Below are 17594 nucleotides of genomic sequence, written 5' to 3'. Positions count from 1 at the left end.
AACATGTCCCCCAGAATACTCTCGCGGCCCTTTCGCGACAGGAACAACTCATTACGGCAGCTGTTCTAACTCATCAGCAAGCAAAATCAACTTCGATAAGATGCGTTGGCCATCAGCACGCAAGCCATTATGCTCATATTCATTAGTCATCCAAGCGCTCGACTTTGCAGTCTGCGCTAAGGTCTCACGGCTATAATCAAACTCAACATACATGTCTTCGACATACACTGCCGCAGCAACCGGGACCTTATTGTTGGCGAGTTGCTCAAGATCATAAAGCTGAGGCCAATCTGATTTATTAGCCAGTATGTCGGCAGCGGCTTGTAGCGGTTTCAAGCTTTCCAGCTGCTCAAACATCCATGGATAAACCATTTCACCCGTGAAACAAAAATCCTTGCCTGACTCATACTGGCATTGCGGGTACTCAGAACGTATACGGTGAGCCGACCAGCGGGACGCCGTATTCTGGCAATAGATAGCTTCATGCAAAATGGCATAGATTGGATTGGTCTGGTAAGCCTGCTCAGCCAACATTGTATTAAGGAAGCTATAGCTTAGCTGGGGCTTGCCACCGACCTCAACAAAGGCCTCTTCGAGCAAGTAGTACATCGCTGCATTTGCCCCGCTCCGCCCAAGATTAATACCAATTAACTGGAACTGCTCAACGGTGAAGATCTGACCGTTTGGCAGCCTGACTTCATTAGCCAGCAAGTATTCGGCAATCTGGTTACATATCTGCTGGGCTTGCGGAAACTCGTTAAAGAACTTGTTGTTCTTATCCAGAACACGCTGATAGGTTGCCCGATAGACTTCATCTGCATGATGGCTCAATGGCGGGATCCCACCCGTTATATAGGCTCTCGACAGGCTTTCAGGGTAATAAGAAAGGTAATGCAAGGCACAAAAGCCTCCAAAGCTCTGACCCAGCAATGCCCACTTATCAACACCGAGCTGCTCACGAATGGCTTCGGCATCACGAACAATGTTGTCTGCCCGAAAAAGGGAAAGGTAAGCCACTTGTTCGCCAGGACTTTTGTCTGCCAATGTTTGCGCACTAACAACTTGACTGTTACCTGTCCCACGCTGATCCAGCAATAGCACCCGATATTGCTGCAGCGCCCGCTTTAGCCAACCGCTATTCGCATCAGGGCGGGGAGAAGGAAAACCTGGACCGCCCTGCAGGTATACCAACCATGGCAGTTCAGCACCTTGTTTTTCTTTCAGCACCACCTCCCTGGCAAATACTGTCACTTTTTCTCCAGCTTGATTGTCATAATCAAGCGGTAAAAGAAACTGATGCGGTCGGCACAGCATGTTGTCGACGAAATGAGCTGGCTGCACTTTAATCTCCCTATTTATTAGATTGTTATTTATTGGCCTTTATCCATGATTTTACCTAAAGAACTCAACGCTAACCATCGATTGCACTCAAAGTGTATCGGGATGTACTCGCACAAAAGTTTCAATTGGCTGAATTTGAAGGGTTTTCAAATTTGAGTATTAGTTTCTGGTCAGCACGTACTACATTATCAGTCAGAAGAAAGTCATCGGCACACGCCTATTTTGCCGATAACATCGTGAATTAGATGCTGAATTAAGCATCCACACCTTTTTTGCGCAACTTCAATTGTTATTTATTTCAAAAGCTCTAAAATTGCACGGTTTATTATTTCTGGCCTGATCTTGAGCACAGCTCTCGGGCGGATCTATTTTATTCAGTCTTACAGCATGTGACGCTGTACTCGGCGCAGTAAAGGAAACAACATGATTCAAGTAGTTGGGCACAAAAACCCTGATAGCGATAGCATCTGTTCAGCACTAGTTGGTGCAGAGCTTCTTAAAGCACGTGGCCTGGAAGCTAAAGCGGTTCGTCAAGGCGAACTAAACCGCGAAACTCAGCACATCCTGGAGCAAGCGGGTGTTGATCAGCCTGAAATGTGTACTGGCGTTGCAGGCGAGAAAGTCTGGCTTGTTGACTACTCAGATCTTGCACAAGCTCCTGATGATATCGCTGATGCCGAAATCGTAGGTATTGTTGATCACCACCGTTTAGGTGATGTGATGACGGTTAATCCACTGGAAGCTTGGATCTGGCCTGTAGGTTGTACTTGTACCATCATGTTCAACCTATTCAAGATGGAAAACACTGAAGTCACACGTGAGCTTGCAACACTAATGATGTCTGCAATCCTAAGTGATACTGTTGGTTTCGCTTCTCCAACTTGTACTCAAAAAGATAAAGATGCAGTTGCTGAACTAGCACCTCTTGCTGGTGTTGAAGATCTAGACCTGTTCATCAAAGAGCTTCTAATTGCGAAAACTGATATCCAGGGTCTATCTGCTGCTCAACTAGTAGATAAAGATCTTAAAGCTTATCCATTCAACAACCGTGATGTTGTTGTTGGCCAGATCGAACTTGCGACTCTTGAGCAAGTTGACAGCATGATCGGCGAGCTAGAAGCTGACCTACAGCGCCGCTGTGACGAAGAAGGCCTGGCAATGGCAGCACTTATGCTTACAGACATCACGACAAGCACAACACGCCTACTATTCAAAGGTGAGTGGAATGCAACTCTTGAGCAGTTCACAAACGATGGTGTACTGATGATGGAAAACACACTAAGCCGTAAGAAACAAGGCTGGCCGTGGCTACAGAAGGTGTTGGCGTAACCTTCCCTTTGTAAACCAATTAATTAAAAAGGAACGCCATGGCGTTCCTTTTTTAATCGCCCCTAATACCAAATCGAATAATTTAGCGCCTAGGTGTTAACGCTGTTGTTTCATTGAGTATTTCAGAAAAATGTTCAACAAACTGGCGACCAACAACCTTCCCTTCCCGGTAGTCTACTTCAAGATCATCCTTATCACTCAACAAGGCCCGGCTTCTTAGTGATCGTTCCGGGGCAATTTGGATCACCTTCAGGCCATCCGGAGGGTTAAGCAGAAAATTGTTCAGCTCATCATAGGTCCGATAGTAACGGTTTAGCATTTCAATGATCTCTGAGCTCTTCCCTTTCCCGGTTATCGACAAAAAACGCTCGATATTATCAGGTGACAGTAATCTCCAGTTGCTGTTCCTCGGGGTAATGATCTGTCCGCTGTCTTCATCCGGTTCGAGTTGTTGAAGATCCGGTTTGTCAGATGACTTATCGTTCCAAAGCTTCCACTGATCGAAACGTTGAGTAAGATCACTATGGATTGCCTTTACCTTGTCCAAGGATTGGTTCAGGCTCAGCTTCTCAATATATTCCGGCAATGCCGTTTCAATTTTCTCCCGCCAGTCATTAAAAGTCCCGGCTTCTTCGTCCACATTTTGAACGGGTTCGGTACGGACAACAACAACCAAGTCAGCACCACGCTGCCATGCTTCTATAACAGGCACAGCCGCACTGACGCCTCCATCAACCCACTCCAGATCGCGCAAGTTGACAGGCTGGTTATAGATTACCGGTATCGCGCAAGATGCACGTAACACTTCACGCCAGTCTTTTTGGTACATCGGCAGATAGATATCCTGAAGAGTGTCTTTCCGTGTCGCGCAAGCCAGTGCTGAGCGGTGCCTCAGTACCTGACGTGCTGTCGCGATATCAAGCTGCAGTGAGCCGCCGGGCGCAACAGTTTGTAGCGCCCAGTCCAGGTTCATTGATTTTTGCTTACTCAGATATTTGTAAAGATTGAAGAACTCATTGTCGGTGGTGTAATCGACAATAAAGTTATAACCAAACTCTGGTTGGCGGCTGATAAAAGAAGAAAGGTTCAGGGCTCCTGCCGAGGTGCCGACATAAAGCTCAAATGGATCAAATTCTGCTTCAAGGAAGGCGTCGAAAACCCCCGCGGTAAAAATACCCCGCTGTCCCCCTCCTTGCACAACCAACGCAATTTTTTTCTTTTTTACGTTAAGCAGTTGCGTTGAGAAGGCGTTAACAAGCTGTAAATCTAAATCACTCAAACTAAACGGCAGATGATTCTTCATAGTCTACTCACATCAAAGAGTACGAGAACTCACTGTCGACAGTGTACCATCCTTAGTTTAACTGAAACGGAACATCACTCTAAATAACCCCTAGTTTATTAATCAGTTATGCAGTAACTGAGATAATTCCGAAGCTCAGTATTACCGTCAGCGCAACAGCGGCAGTGAAAAGAGCTAGTTTTAAATCAAATTCCATACTTATATCCCTAATCTATGCAATGTTTTAACATGACTTTAACTCTAGTTTAGGGGGAGTTCATGCTTATGACTAATTAAAAAGCATTATTTTCAGATTACTGTCACAATTAGATATACATTGAATCAAAGGAATAGAGTCGAACAATGAAGCTTTCGATAATTGCAACTCTCATTGGTACTGCCCTTGCCACCTTCGTTTCAACGCCAGCTTTTGCTGAGAATACTGTCCATTTAACACCGTATATAGGTTATAGCTTTACGGACTCTTTCACCGACGAGAACGGGATAAAGATCCGAACCGAAAGCGATCCGCATGTCGCACTTGCTCTTGAAACCAATATGGATCTCGGCCGAGTAGGATTGTTTGTCAGCCATCAACCTAACGAGGTTAAAGATATCCAAGGTGACGGCTCGTTTACCTATGTGCATTTTCAAAGCTCTCTTCGATACAACACCTCTACTAATTTTGACGCACTTTTCGGAGCCAGCCTTGGCGGCACAATTGTTGATGCATCATGGACCAATGAAGATCTGCTATTCTCTGCCGGGCTCTACGGCGGGGCCGAATACCGAATCAACAATAGCACCAAACTGGTATTTGAAGGTCGCTGGCTTTCCAACCTGATTGACAGCAACTCATCTGCGATTTGCCAGCTCCCCACAGGGGATGAAACATGCCTAATTCGCTTTGATTCAAAATGGTTCAGCCAACTGCAAACAAATATCGGTATTACCTTTTCTTTTTGAGCATTTATTCTAAAGGCTGGATTATCTAGCCTTTTCTCTCCTGACTACCCTTAATAGCTATATTTTGGTGATTTATCAGTCACAATCTTCCGCTCATAAAAATAAAATTAACCCCTACCATAATTCGCCCGAGCAGTTGATTCCTCTGTATCACGGTTAAGCCTGCTCTATCTTCATACAGCAAAGAGCCAATATCGCAAAAGTTAACACTAGTGAACCATACCATTAACAAACCCATAGTCTATTGCTTTACATTTTTTCTCTGGTTAATCTCAACTCATTAACGTGGTCTTTCAATCCAGATCCCACGTTTCAGGATGTAAAAATCCAGCATAATTCACTTAAATTCATCTGTTTCATAGAGAAATGCAGTACATAAGGAGATGTTTATGAAACGCGAACAATGGGGCTCTCGCGCAGGTTTTATCCTTGCAGCAGTAGGGTCTGCAATCGGCCTAGGAAACATTTGGCGTTTCCCGTATATGGCTTACGAGAACGGCGGCGGCGCATTTTTTATTCCATACCTTTTCGCCATGTTAACTGCCGGTATTCCATTTATGATCATGGAGTTCAGTCTTGGTCATAAGCTTCGTGGTGCTGCACCCCGCGCATTTTCCAAGATGGGCGGTAAACTAGAGTGGCTGGGTTGGTTCCAAGTCTTTATTGCGGCTATCATTGCTGTTTACTACGTTGCAGTTATCGGTTGGGCCATATCCTACCTAAGCTACTCGTTCACCCAGAGTTGGGGAAGCGATACCAACGGTTTCTTCTTTGGAGAATACCTACAGTTAGGTGATAACTCCCCTAGCAAACTTGGCAGCCTGCAGCTTCACATTGCGCTCCCAATGGCAATTGCCTGGGCGATTACTTTTGCAGCAATCTTTACCGGTGTTAAAGGTGGTATCGAGCGCGCCAGCAAAATCATGATGCCCCTGCTGTTCCTGATGGTTCTAGGCCTGATCACCCGTATCGTGTTCCTACCTGGTGCACTAGACGGTCTAAACTACCTGTTCCAGCCTGATTTCAGCAAAATCCTGGATGCCAAGGTATGGTCTGCCGCTTATGGTCAAATCTTCTTCACCCTGAGTGTCGGGTTTGCCATCATGATTGCATACTCTAGCTATCTGCCAGAAAAATCAGATATCAATAACAATGCCTTCATGACAGTGTTAATCAACTGTGGTTTCTCAATCACTGCTGGTGTTCTGATCTTCGGTGTACTTGGCTACATGGCTCAAGAGCAAGCCAAACCATTAACCGAGGTGGTATCCGCAGGGGTTGGTCTGGCGTTTGTAACCATACCAGCAGCCATTAACCTGCTACCGGCTCCGTATATTCTTGGCCCACTGTTCTTCCTGGCATTGGTTGTAGCAGGTTTGAGCTCACACATTTCGATCATCGAGGCGGTAACCGCTGCCATCATCGACAAGTTGAACTGGTCACGTAAGAAGGCGGCTTCTATCGTGTGTGGTGTCGGCTTCGCGGCTTCAATGGCCTTCGCAACCAACGGTGGCCTGCTACTACTCGATTTGGTGGATTACTTCATCAACAACGTTGCACTGCTGACAAGCTGCTTGATTGAACTGGCTGTTATGGGCTGGCTATTCAAGATTGCTGATGTACGTAGCTACGTGAACAACATCTCTGAGTTCAGCATCGGCAAATGGTTCGAAGTATGTATCCGCTTCCTAAGCCCTGCAATGCTGGCTGTTATTCTAGGTACAAACCTAGTAAACACATTCAACGATGGTTACGGTGGCTACGCAATGTCAGACCTGCTGCTACTAGGCTGGGGACTGGTTGCTGCAATGTTTGTTGTTGCTGTTCTTATCAACCTGGCATCTAAACCACAAACCCATCAGGAGGCATAATTATGACATTCGGTGCTATCATCATGATGTTGTTTGGTTTTGGTATTACATGGGGTGGAGCAGCATATTGCATCTCTATAGCCATGAAGAAGCAACGCCAACAACAGTAATATTTACTCAATACCGTTAAAAAGAGGCTCCGCTTAGGAGCCTCTTTTTGTTGTCAGTGGTATAACAGTTCCCCGTTTGCTTCGCCTTACGCAGTTACCTACAGTCACCTGAATGGAGACAAGGTACAAGGTTTAGGCAAAAAATTTGTTAGTCATGATTCATTCCAGTAAAGAATCCTTTTCCTTATTTCAATCATGCCGTTACAATCACTTCCCACAAAGAAATTATAATTAACAAAAGTCACATTCAAGGAAAGGCAATGAAGTTACCTGCTGTTTTACTCTCTCTCGCTCTACTTCCAACCTCGGTATTGGCTTCTTCCACCAGTTGTGAAAGTGATAAATACCATCAGTATGTCGATGCTTCTTTATCTTGGTATCAAAGCCTGGTTGATCTGGCTGTCAAGAAAGATGAAGGGCTTGAAGAAGTCGGAAAATGGTTTCTTGAAGGTCGCAAGCACCATTTTGAACTGAACCGAGAAGCGGTTGACTGGTATTTGGCAAACGATAAAGATCAGCTTGATCTTACCCAGCCGATAGAATCATGGTTGAAACTGAGCCAGCAAGACGTAAAAGCCCTTTCTCAACAAGATAATGACCTGGGTCACTTTGCAAAAAAATCCTTTGATGATCGCCAAAGCAAACCGCACGCAAAGAACTATGAATTACGTAGTGCATTTGCCGATCTGCTGACCCATCCGGGTAACATTGATAAGCCCTTAAATGCGTACAATGAAAAAATGAACGCGATTGCAGCCATTGAGTGTAAATAAACCATAATACTAGCCACCGGGGTTGTGACTGCATTCCCGGTGCAGCCCCTTCCCCTGTTGTTTTTTTATTCCATACTCCGCATCGTTTTTATTTTAAATTGATGATTTGACCTTTCATTGACATCGCGTATTCTAGGTTGACGTATAAGTGGCTTTTTATTAGTAAAGTCATAACCTTAATGTAATTATGGCTTTCGCAAGGAGCAATAATGAAGCCTTTCAAACTGTGCCTGCTAGCCAGTATTGTTTCAACAACGGCACTTGCCAACCCTGGCAAAGGGTGGACACCGGGGTTCGGTGGAGATATCTCGTTTCTCGCAGGCTACACCGAGACGACCTCACAATTTAATACGGACAATAAAGTCACGCCGGATCTCGATAATAACGGGGACTCTCAAGGTAAGGCTGTCTTCAGCCCTCTCGGTACAATCAGCTACACCTCAGAACAAGCTGACAAGCAGGTCTATTTTGGTACCAGCCGCTCTGATGTTGCTCTAGGCCGCTTTCATGTCGAACTGGGCTACCGACAACGTATTTCTGGCAACGGCCAGATCAGCGTCAGCTATGTCCCAGGTCTGCTTTCGAGCGATACCTGGGAAGATCCCTTTGCCACCAATAGGCCCCGAAAAGAAACAGATAGCACAATTAAAGGCCTTCGCCTGCAATATGACCGAATTCTAGGCTCTAACTTTTCTATCGAGCTTTCTGGCGGCAAGCAGGAAATCGACAGTGAGAAGAGTGGCCAAAAACGCTTTAGCCCGGAAGAGCAAGCCTTGCTAGTGCGTGAAGGTGATATCCTGTTCACCCAGCTAAGCTATATGAAGCCGATCACTCGCGATCAGATCCTGCGTAGCGCTGTCAGCTACACCCGCCTGGATGCAGACGGGGGTGCCATGGCCAATGATACATACGGTGCTGAAATCGGCATCATTCAAATGCTTCCAAGCTCAAGTCTTGCATTGACCTTAAGCTATGACCTAGCTGAATTTGACGAAACTAATCCTGTTTTCGACCAGCGTCAAAAAGACCATCGCTGGGGTGTATTTCTAGCTTATGAATACCGTGAACCCTTTGGCTGGGAGGATTGGGGGCTTATATCTCTAGCGGGATATAATGAAAGTAACTCCAACATTACCTTCTACGATGAAGACGCCTTGCTTATCAGTGCTGGCATCAACTACCAGTTCTGATATGAACTATAAAGAGGTCATTCTAGGCCTGTTTTCGCCCCTGATTCTCTAGAAACTGTTAAGTCGAACAGTGATTTTGAGTCAATTTTTTCGAGACAAGCATGGCAAATTGCATTAAATTAGCAACAATTTGCCAACTTTCACCTTAAGTAACAGCTAAATATGGCAGTGGATAACAGACAAGCCGATGCTTCCGAAGAGTCGCTGCATCGCATATTTACAGTGCCAGAGGCACCCGATTCGACCTTAGGCCGAATTGAGAAAGAGATATCGGAAAACCTCAATGCGTTTTTACAAACACACATTGCGGCCCGAGAAAAACCGCTGGCTGAAATCGAGAAGGATTTCTCATCTGCGGATATTCCGGAAAATCCAACTTTCGTCTCTGATCACACCCATTTCTTGCTAGATAAGCTCGTTGCTCAGTCGGTACATACCTCTGCGCCGAGCTTTATCGGGCATATGACATCGGCACTACCCTACTTTTTAATGCCGTTATCAAAGATCATGATCGGTTTGAACCAAAATCTGGTCAAAATTGAAACATCGAAAGCATTTACCCCGCTTGAGCGTCAGGTTCTGGGCATGCTTCATAATCTGATCTACGATGAAAAAGATGAGTTCTACCAACAGTGGATGCACAGTGCCAACCACTCTTTGGGGGCATTTTGCTCCGGTGGCACCATTGCCAATATCACAGCCCTGTGGGTTGCGCGCAATAATGTGCTCAAACCCGATGGTGAGTTTCGTGGTGTCGCGCAGGAAGGCCTGTTCCGTGCCATGAAACACTACGGCTATGATGATCTCGCGGTATTGGTGTCAGAACGTGGGCACTATTCGTTGAAAAAAGCCGCTGATGTCCTAGGCATTGGCCGTGAGAGTGTGATTTCGATAAAGACGGATGATAACAACCGTGTCTGTATTAAAGAACTAAACAAAACACTCATTTCGCTTAAAGCACGTAACATCAAGCCATTTGCGATTGTTGGCGTTGCAGGTACAACAGAAACGGGCAATATCGATCCACTCGATCAACTCGCTGATATTGCCGAAGAACATGGTTGCCACTTTCATGTTGACGCCGCTTGGGGCGGTGCAACATTAATGTCGAAGAAATATCGCCCCCTCCTAAAAGGAGCTGAGCGCGCAGATTCCGTCACCATTGATGCCCACAAGCAGCTTTACGTTCCGATGGGCGCGGGGATGGTCATCTTCAAAAACCCGGCACTGATGACAGCCATTGAGCATCACGCCGAGTATATCCTTCGTAAAGGGTCTAAAGATCTTGGTAGCCATACTTTAGAAGGCTCACGAAGTGGTATGGCCATGTTGTTATTTGCGAGCATGAATATTATTAGCCGTCCGGGCTATGAAATGCTGATTAACAACAGTATCGAAAAGGCCAAGTACTTTGCTCAGTTGATCGAGGCGCACCCTGATTTTGAGCTGATCTCCGAGCCGGAGTTGTGCCTACTGACATACCGTTATGTGCCCGAAGGCACCCAACGGGCACTGAAAATTGCCACTCCGGAACAAAAGTCTGTGTTATTGGATGCACTCAACGATCTCACAAAGTTTATTCAGAAAAGACAACGTGAATCAGGTAAGTCATTTGTATCCCGTACTCGCCTTACCCCAGAGAAATGGGACCGGAAAATAACTACGGTTTTGAGGGTGGTATTAGCGAATCCGTTGACTACAGATAATATTTTGCAAGATGTATTGCAAGAACAGCAAGCTTTAGCGCGCGAAAGTGAATTGAGCTTCCCTAAAATTGTTGCGTTAACTGAACAAATTTTAGCCAAACAATAGGCGCTTTACCCTAGAAATAGAGCGTCGGTTGCAATAATAGCCTGGTGAAAGCCAGGCTATTTTTTTATACCAACAGTTCGACTGCTCACAATGCAAGCAACTTATTGCCTGCAATTTATACCATCACTACATTTACAATACTGACCAAATGCCAAAATTAACGCAATTGTTTTAGTCAGTCACATATATTGGCTTTTCTTAAGTTTGTAAAATATAAACTTTTTTTAAAATATGCGAGCCCCACATATAGATCTTAATAATACCCTCGCAACATCCATCACCCAAGCCGATAAAGATATACTTGTTTTGTCACTTTATTTATTAACAACAATTAACAACCCTTGACCAGGATCAATAAAACCCCCAGTTTAAAGCCATTAAAAAAGCCGGCACACCCAATATACCGGCTTATTTATTTCAAAATATTTCAATGTTCAGCAAAGTAAATATACACGATTTTCACCGTTGCAAGGCAGAATTAATCTCCTGCGAACATATAACCTTCACCGTGAACTGTAACAAAAATTTGTGGGTTTTTAGGATCAATTTCCATCTTCGAACGCATTCTTCGAATCAGTACATCAATGGTACGATCATTGGGTGCCTCGACCCGATGGCTTAGCATATTCAAGATACGTTCACGGCTAAGAACAACATTAGGATGCGAGGAAAAAGCAACGAGAAGCTCATACTCGGCCTTAGTTAATTTAACTGGCACGCCATTGTGGGTCAGTGCACGCTTATTGATGTCGAACTGCCAGTCACCAAAGCGAATGATGCTGTCTTCTTGCATTTCAACCATGGTCTCATCACGTGCTTTTTCTACTAACGACATGCGCCACAACAAGTTTTTCACTCGTACTAGCAACTCACGCAGTTCAAAAGGTTTGGTGACATAATCATCAGCCCCCATCTCTAAACCAACAATACGATCAATACTGTCGGTACGACCGGTGACCAATATAATACCAACTTCAGAACGGCTTCTCAGTTCACGGGTTAATAACAAGCCATCTTCACCTGGCAGATTTATATCAAGCATTACCAGGTCGATTTTTTCACTTGCCATGATCTCACGCATTTGATCACCGCTCTCGGCCTGGCTGACTTTATAACCCTCATTTTCAAAATACCCAACAAGCTTTGTGCGGGTAACAATCTCATCTTCTACAACAAGTACGTGATGACTCATTTTTATCTCTTTATTTATTTTCGGCAGTCTTTAAAACGGTAGCACAAGACGCCTTTATTCACAATTTGTCATAAAGGCGACTATCCTGTTAACCCCCGCCCATAACCTTATTCATATCGCGGAATTAAGATTAAACCATAAAAAATTATACGTCACCGTGGTTTACGGCAGGCATTCATTCTTTTATGGAATCTTCCACTATGAAAAAACTTTGGCAAAAGTTGATTAAACCAAGCAGCAAGTATCCAATTCTTGCGCTGGTATTAGTCGGTATCGGTATTACACTTGCGGGCACATTTGTTGTCCACAAAGGCTTTGAAGTCACGTCGACTATCGAATTCTGTACCTCTTGCCACACCATGCAGCAAAACTACGACGAATACAAAGAAACCGTTCACTTCAAAAATGCTTCCGGTGTTCAAGCAGTATGTGTTGACTGTCACCAGCCAAAAGACTTCCCTGGCAAAGTTTTCCGCAAACTCGAGGCGGCGAAAGATCTCTACCACCACTTTGTGACCGGTAAGATTGACACCCCTGAAAAATTTGAAGACAACCGTCTTCACATGGCACAAACCGTATGGGATCGCATGAGCGGTCAAAAATCCAAAACCTGTAAGAGCTGTCACTCTTATGACGATATGGATCACAGCAAACAATCAGCTAAAGCGGCAATGGAAATGAAAAAAGCAGCGGCTGCAGATATGAACTGTATCGAATGTCACAAAGGTATTGCCCACGAACTACCAAACATGGCAGGCGGCTTCCAAAAAGACTTCCAAGAGCTTCAGACAACGGCCAACACTCAAGGCGCTGCAGCTGAAACACTTTATTCTCTAGGCGAAAAGAACCTATACGCAACTGCTGACGCAAACGGCAAAGCGGAAGGCAAACTACTTCCTGCATCAGAAATCATTGTGCTTGAGCGCAAAGACGACATGCTGAAAATCAAGGTTGACGGCTGGCTTGAGAAATCAGGCAAAGGCCGCGTGATGACCGAATACATGGGTAAACGTGTCTTCAAGGCAACAATCCGTGGTGATGTTAAAGCCACTGAGCAACTGATCGAAGAGCAGACTGATAGCGCTACTGACATTGTATGGCAGCATGTTTCAGTTGAAGCATGGATCACGGCTGAAGACATGATTGATAACATTCAGCCAATCTGGAACTACGCCGAAGACATGTACGGTTCAACTTGCAATGCCTGCCATGCCGCTCCAGACCCGGCTCACTTTACTGCGAACGGCTGGATCTCTGGCCTTAACGCAATGAGCGCATATTACCGCCTTAGCAAAACAGAAGAACGTACTCTGCTGAAGTACCTGCAGAACCACGGTAAAGATACTGGCGGCGCTGGCGCGCACTAATTCCTGAACGCGGTGGGTACGGCTAAAGCTCCCCCGCCGCCTTTCGAAAAAGAATTTTAATTTAAGGATTTATCTATGGCGACTCAAATTCTAAATAAAGGCGTTTCACGCCGTCGCTTCCTGTCTGGTATGGTTGCAGCAAGTGCCGCATCAGTAGTCGGTACTAGCCTGCTTGCACCACGCAAAGCAATGGCTGCAACAGAAACTAAAGCGGCATTTACTGGTGAGGTCCTTTCGGGTTCACACTGGGGTGCATTCCGCGCCAAAGTTGAAAACGGCGTTTGGGTAGATACCGTTCCGTTCGAGAAAGACAAACACCCGACGACTATGATCAATGGTGTTCGTGAGGTGGTGTACAACCCTGCTCGTGTTAAGTACCCAATGGTACGTATCGACTGGCTGAAGCATGGTTTCAAGTCAGACACTACCCAGCGTGGCGACAACCGTTTCGTACGTGTGCCATGGTCTCAGGCACTTGACTTCTTCTACCACGAAATGGAGCGCGTTCAGAACTCATACGGCCCAAGCGCACTTTACGCGGGCCATACAGGCTGGCAGTCAGTAGGTAAACTACACTCAGCGGGTACAATGATGAGCCGTGCTATCGGCCTGCACGGTACTTACCTGGGTAAAATGGGTGACTACTCAACAGGCGCCGCACAGGTCGTTCTGCCGTACGTTGCCGGTGCGATGGAAGTTTACGAGCAGCAAACCTCATGGCCTCTGGTTCTTGAGCACTCAGACACAATTGTTATCTGGGGTTCAGACCCAATTAAAAACCTACAGGTTGGCTGGTTAATACCTGATCACAGCCCTTATGCCTACTACCAACAGCTTGCTGAAAAAGTGAAGAACAACGAAATCAAGGTGATCTACATTGATCCCGTTCGTTCTGAAACGCAAAAAGTGGTCGGTGGTGAGCAGGTGCCTGTAAACCCGCAGACCGATGTACCGTTGATGCTGGCTATCGCGCATACCCTGTATACCGAGAACCTGTACAACAAAGACTTCATCGCTGACTACACAACAGGCTTCGATAAGTTCATTCCTTACCTGACCGGTGAGAAAGACGGTGTTGAAAAGACACCTGAGTGGGCAGAAAAGATCTGTGGCATCAAAGCTGATGATATTCGTGCCCTTGCACGTCAAATGGCTTCGGGTCGTACCCAGATCATCGGCGGCTGGTGTCTGCAGCGTATGCAGCACGGCGAGCAGTACGCTTGGATGCTGGTTGTTGTGGCAGCAATGCTTGGTCAGATCGGCCTGCCAGGTGGCGGTTTCGGCTTTGGCTGGCACTATAACGATGCAGGTTCTACGACCTCGAACGGCCCGCTAATGTCTGGCTTTAGTGGTGTGACAGGTGTTGACCCTATCCACAACGGCTCTTTCAACGGCTACTCAACCTACATTCCTGTAGCGCGTTTTGTTGACTGTATCGAGAACCCGGGCAAAACCATCCAGTGGAACGGTCACGATGTGAAATTCCCTGAAATGAAGATGGCTGTCTTCTGTGGTAACAACCCATTCCACCACCACCAGGATCGCAACAAGATGATCAAGGTGTGGCGCAAGCTGGAAACGGTTGTTTCTGTTGACCACCAGTGGACAGCAACTTGTCGTTTTGCCGATATTGTTCTTCCGGCAACAACCACGCACGAGCGTAACGACATCGAGCAATACGGTAACCACTCTAACGCGGGTGTGATTGCACTGCCTAAAGTCGTAGAGCCGATGTTCGAAGCGAAAGACGACTTCGATATCTTCCGTGAGCTGTGCCGCCGTTATGATCGTGAAGAAGCGTTCACGGGTGGCAAAACGCAGATGGAATGGATTGAACATATCTACAACGGGGCGCGTCTACAGGGCCGTGGCCTTGGTGTTCGTATGCCTAACTTCAAGAAATTCTGGCAAGGCGAAGGCTTTGTTGAATTCCCTGAAGGCAAAGAATGGGTCCGTCACGAGTCATTCCGTAAGGAACCGGATCTTGAGCCGCTTGGTACAGCATCTGGTCTTATCGAAATTTACTGTAAGACGATTGCTGAGATGGGCTACGACGACTGTCAAGGCCACCCAATGTGGTTTGAGAAGAACGAGCGTAGCCACGGTGGCCCACGTTCAAACAAGTTCCCGCTGAACCTGCAGAGCACACACCCGAACCACCGCCTGCACTCACAGCTATGTTCTTCAACCGAACACCGTGCAACTTACGCCGTTGCTGACCGTGAACCTATCTACATCAGTACTGAAGATGCGAAAGCACGCGGTATTAAATCAGGAGATATCGTTCGCGTATTTAACGACCGCGGCGAAGTTCTAGCTGGTGCCGTCGTTACTGACGACTACAAATCAGGTGTTTGCCGTATTCACGAAGGTGCATGGTACAGTCCGTTAGAAGGTGGCAAGCCCGGTACAATCTGTACTTACGGCGATCCTAACGTACTGACTCAGGATGTTGGCTCATCAAAACTGGCTCAGGCGACTTCTGCAGCATCCGCCCTGGTAAATATTGAAAAATATACCGGTAAAGTGCCAGCAGTAACAGGTTTCAACGGCCCGGAAGAAGTAACGGATATTAACCCGTTATTCCCGGCAATGGATCTGGCGTAAGCCTTAATTTTGTTAGTTACCAGAAACTATATTGTCTCTGGTAACTAATAACTAAATTAATAAAGGTAATGTCTACATTTTCATTACCTTTTATTCCCCAAACAAAACCTATTCACATATAATCATTGATTGGTTTAATGTTCTATCTGAATATGTTTTATGCAACCGGCAGGATAAAAACCTAATAAGTCGGCTCTGCTTTACTCTGGAGTACCCATGCAAGAGTTTATTGCTTTCAACGAACAACGTGCAGAAATTTACTGGTGGATGTCATCTCTTCTATCTCGCGAGCTGACAGAAGACGATATTGCTGAGTACCACGGCGGCGAGATGCTAACATTCTTGTCAGGCTTAGGCATGACACCTGAACTGAAACAGCCTGTTGAAGCGTTCCGTGATGCCCTGAACCGCCTTAAGACGCGTGAAGATGCACAACTTGAGCTTGCCGCTGATTTCTGTGGCTTATTCCTAAGCACCCCAAAAACAGGTGCCCTTCCCTACGCATCCATGTACGTTGGCGAAAGCGGCCTGCTTAACGATAAACCTGCGCAGGACATGAACAAGCTAATGGAAGAATATAGCATTGCCCAGCGTAAAGAATTTAATGAGCCAGCCGATCACGTTGCCGTTGAGCTCGATTTCATGGGCAATCTGATCATTCTTGCCAACCATCAAGAAAACGAGCAAAAAGCCGAAGAAATGATGCAGGCACAGCATAAATTTATCGAATCCATGCTATTAAACTGGCTACCTGCGTTTGCCCAAGCATGTAATTCACGTGATAAGTTCGGCTTTTATGCCGCAGCCGTCAACCTGCTGGTTGCCTTCTGCCAATTAGATACCGCATTTCTTGCGGGCGAAGAACAATAATCCAGTCAGCCATCACCAAGGCTGAAATCACTATCTCATGTTGCCGGCAAAAGGATTGCCGGCTTTTTTCTGCCTATTATTCCTCGCTCTCCTTGCTGCTACCTGTTCAGCTTACACACAGCTTTCATGACATTTAACTGACATTTGTTGCTTTCGGCTTCGATAAATTAAAGCCACACAGACAACAAAGAGATATCAGCAATGCATAATATCACTACGCTAAAGAAACAATCCCCTGCCATGAAGAGCTGGTTTATTAAAATGTCTTTGCCTCTGGTTCTTTTATCTATGATGCTACTGGCTCCGCAGGTCAATGCCAGTAACATATCAGCAGATTCACTCTCAACTCAGAAAGAGACTGTGAACCGTATCAACGCCATACAACGGGATCTAACCAGTATTCGCCAGCAAACCCTACAAGCCAAGCCGGAATTGGCACAGCAAGCAAAGGAGCTGGAAAGTGAATTCCAGAAAAAGGCTGACGAAGTCGGTTATGAACCAGAAGTGTTCCTCGCCAAGGCACAAGAAATTCAAGAGCAAGTTAAAGACACATCTATTAGTGAAGAAGAGCGCTCTGAGCTGATCAAAGAATTTGCAGCCGCCAAGCAAAAAATGGCTGAACAACGCCAGGCAATCATTGCAGATAAAGATCTGATGGCGATGCAAAATAAACTTCAAGAAGATACCCTAGTGGCAATGAAAGCTCAGGATCCTAAAACTGAGCAGCTGGTTGAAGAACTAAATACCCTGGTAAAGGCTATTCAGTAACAACGCGAAACTTCCCCCGAGTAGCTCACCGCGGCAATCCGCCCGCAGTGGGCTACTTTAATCAACCAGCTCTTTCCGTGACAGGGTCAAAACCCTAGACCATACTAAACGATTAT

The 17594-nt window shown here is 45.9% G+C and carries 15 protein-coding genes; 11 read left to right on the top strand and 4 right to left on the bottom strand.

Features of this window, described 5'->3' with window-relative positions:
• Window positions 1-51: 51 nt before the first annotated feature.
• Window positions 52-1314, bottom strand: coding sequence for an alpha/beta fold hydrolase (locus tag AC51G0_RS08175; protein WP_496301899.1), 1263 nt, complete (start codon window positions 1312-1314; stop codon window positions 52-54).
• Window positions 1315-1764: 450 nt separating this feature from the next.
• Here AC51G0_RS08175 and AC51G0_RS08170 point away from each other — a divergent pair, with 450 nt between their 5' ends.
• Entirely contained in the window at window positions 1765-2670 is a 906-nt protein-coding gene (locus AC51G0_RS08170; protein WP_496301555.1) for a manganese-dependent inorganic pyrophosphatase, read from the top strand.
• A gap of 82 nt (window positions 2671-2752) precedes the next feature.
• Here the strand turns inward: AC51G0_RS08170 and AC51G0_RS08165 are convergent, their stop codons facing one another.
• Both AC51G0_RS08165 and cydH read right to left on the bottom strand, forming a co-directional pair.
• Window positions 2753-3973: a patatin-like phospholipase family protein gene (locus AC51G0_RS08165; protein WP_496301554.1), complete on the bottom strand. Its 1221-nt coding sequence runs from the start codon at window positions 3971-3973 to the stop codon at window positions 2753-2755.
• A gap of 106 nt (window positions 3974-4079) precedes the next feature.
• Complete coding sequence (cydH, locus tag AC51G0_RS08160) at window positions 4080-4169, bottom strand: cytochrome bd-I oxidase subunit CydH (RefSeq protein ID WP_496301553.1); 90 nt, start codon at window positions 4167-4169, stop codon at window positions 4080-4082.
• Between the two features lie 146 nt (window positions 4170-4315).
• Here cydH and AC51G0_RS08155 point away from each other — a divergent pair, with 146 nt between their 5' ends.
• The 6 genes from AC51G0_RS08155 (at window position 4316) to panP (ending at window position 10674) form a co-directional block, all read left to right on the top strand.
• Entirely contained in the window at window positions 4316-4918 is a 603-nt protein-coding gene (locus AC51G0_RS08155) for a hypothetical protein (protein ID WP_496301552.1), read from the top strand.
• Window positions 4919-5307: 389 nt separating this feature from the next.
• Window positions 5308-6789, top strand: a complete 1482-nt coding sequence (locus tag AC51G0_RS08150) for a sodium-dependent transporter (protein WP_496301551.1) — start codon at window positions 5308-5310, stop codon at window positions 6787-6789.
• Between the two features lie 2 nt (window positions 6790-6791).
• Window positions 6792-6899, top strand: a complete 108-nt coding sequence (locus AC51G0_RS08145) for a MetS family NSS transporter small subunit (RefSeq protein ID WP_496301550.1) — start codon at window positions 6792-6794, stop codon at window positions 6897-6899.
• A gap of 260 nt (window positions 6900-7159) precedes the next feature.
• On the top strand, window positions 7160-7672 hold the full coding sequence (locus AC51G0_RS08140; protein ID WP_496301549.1) for a hypothetical protein: 513 nt from the start codon (window positions 7160-7162) through the stop codon (window positions 7670-7672).
• Between the two features lie 209 nt (window positions 7673-7881).
• Complete coding sequence (locus AC51G0_RS08135) at window positions 7882-8862, top strand: DUF2860 domain-containing protein (protein WP_496301548.1); 981 nt, start codon at window positions 7882-7884, stop codon at window positions 8860-8862.
• A gap of 162 nt (window positions 8863-9024) precedes the next feature.
• Entirely contained in the window at window positions 9025-10674 is a 1650-nt protein-coding gene (panP, locus tag AC51G0_RS08130; protein WP_496301547.1) for a pyridoxal-dependent aspartate 1-decarboxylase PanP, read from the top strand.
• A 478-nt stretch (window positions 10675-11152) separates the two neighbouring features.
• Here panP and torR read toward each other — a convergent pair whose 3' ends face one another.
• Entirely contained in the window at window positions 11153-11866 is a 714-nt protein-coding gene (gene torR, locus AC51G0_RS08125; RefSeq protein WP_496301546.1) for a two-component system response regulator TorR, read from the bottom strand.
• Window positions 11867-12066: 200 nt separating this feature from the next.
• Here torR and torC point away from each other — a divergent pair, with 200 nt between their 5' ends.
• The 4 genes from torC to AC51G0_RS08105 all read left to right on the top strand — a co-directional run bounded on the left by torC (window position 12067) and on the right by AC51G0_RS08105 (window position 17478).
• Window positions 12067-13233 (top strand): pentaheme c-type cytochrome TorC, encoded by a 1167-nt coding sequence (torC, locus tag AC51G0_RS08120; RefSeq protein ID WP_496301545.1) that lies wholly within the window; start codon window positions 12067-12069, stop codon window positions 13231-13233.
• Window positions 13234-13308: 75 nt separating this feature from the next.
• Entirely contained in the window at window positions 13309-15840 is a 2532-nt protein-coding gene (gene torA / locus AC51G0_RS08115; RefSeq protein ID WP_496301544.1) for a trimethylamine-N-oxide reductase TorA, read from the top strand.
• 216 nt (window positions 15841-16056) lie between these two features.
• Complete coding sequence (torD, locus tag AC51G0_RS08110) at window positions 16057-16710, top strand: molecular chaperone TorD (RefSeq protein WP_496301543.1); 654 nt, start codon at window positions 16057-16059, stop codon at window positions 16708-16710.
• Window positions 16711-16911: 201 nt separating this feature from the next.
• Complete coding sequence (locus tag AC51G0_RS08105) at window positions 16912-17478, top strand: hypothetical protein (RefSeq protein ID WP_496301542.1); 567 nt, start codon at window positions 16912-16914, stop codon at window positions 17476-17478.
• The last annotated feature ends 116 nt before the right edge of the window (window positions 17479-17594 follow it).

This window comes from Photobacterium sp. HL06 (genome assembly GCF_059552575.1).
Note: the sequence above shows the minus strand (reverse complement) of the source record. Positions and strands in the feature narration are given on the sequence as shown.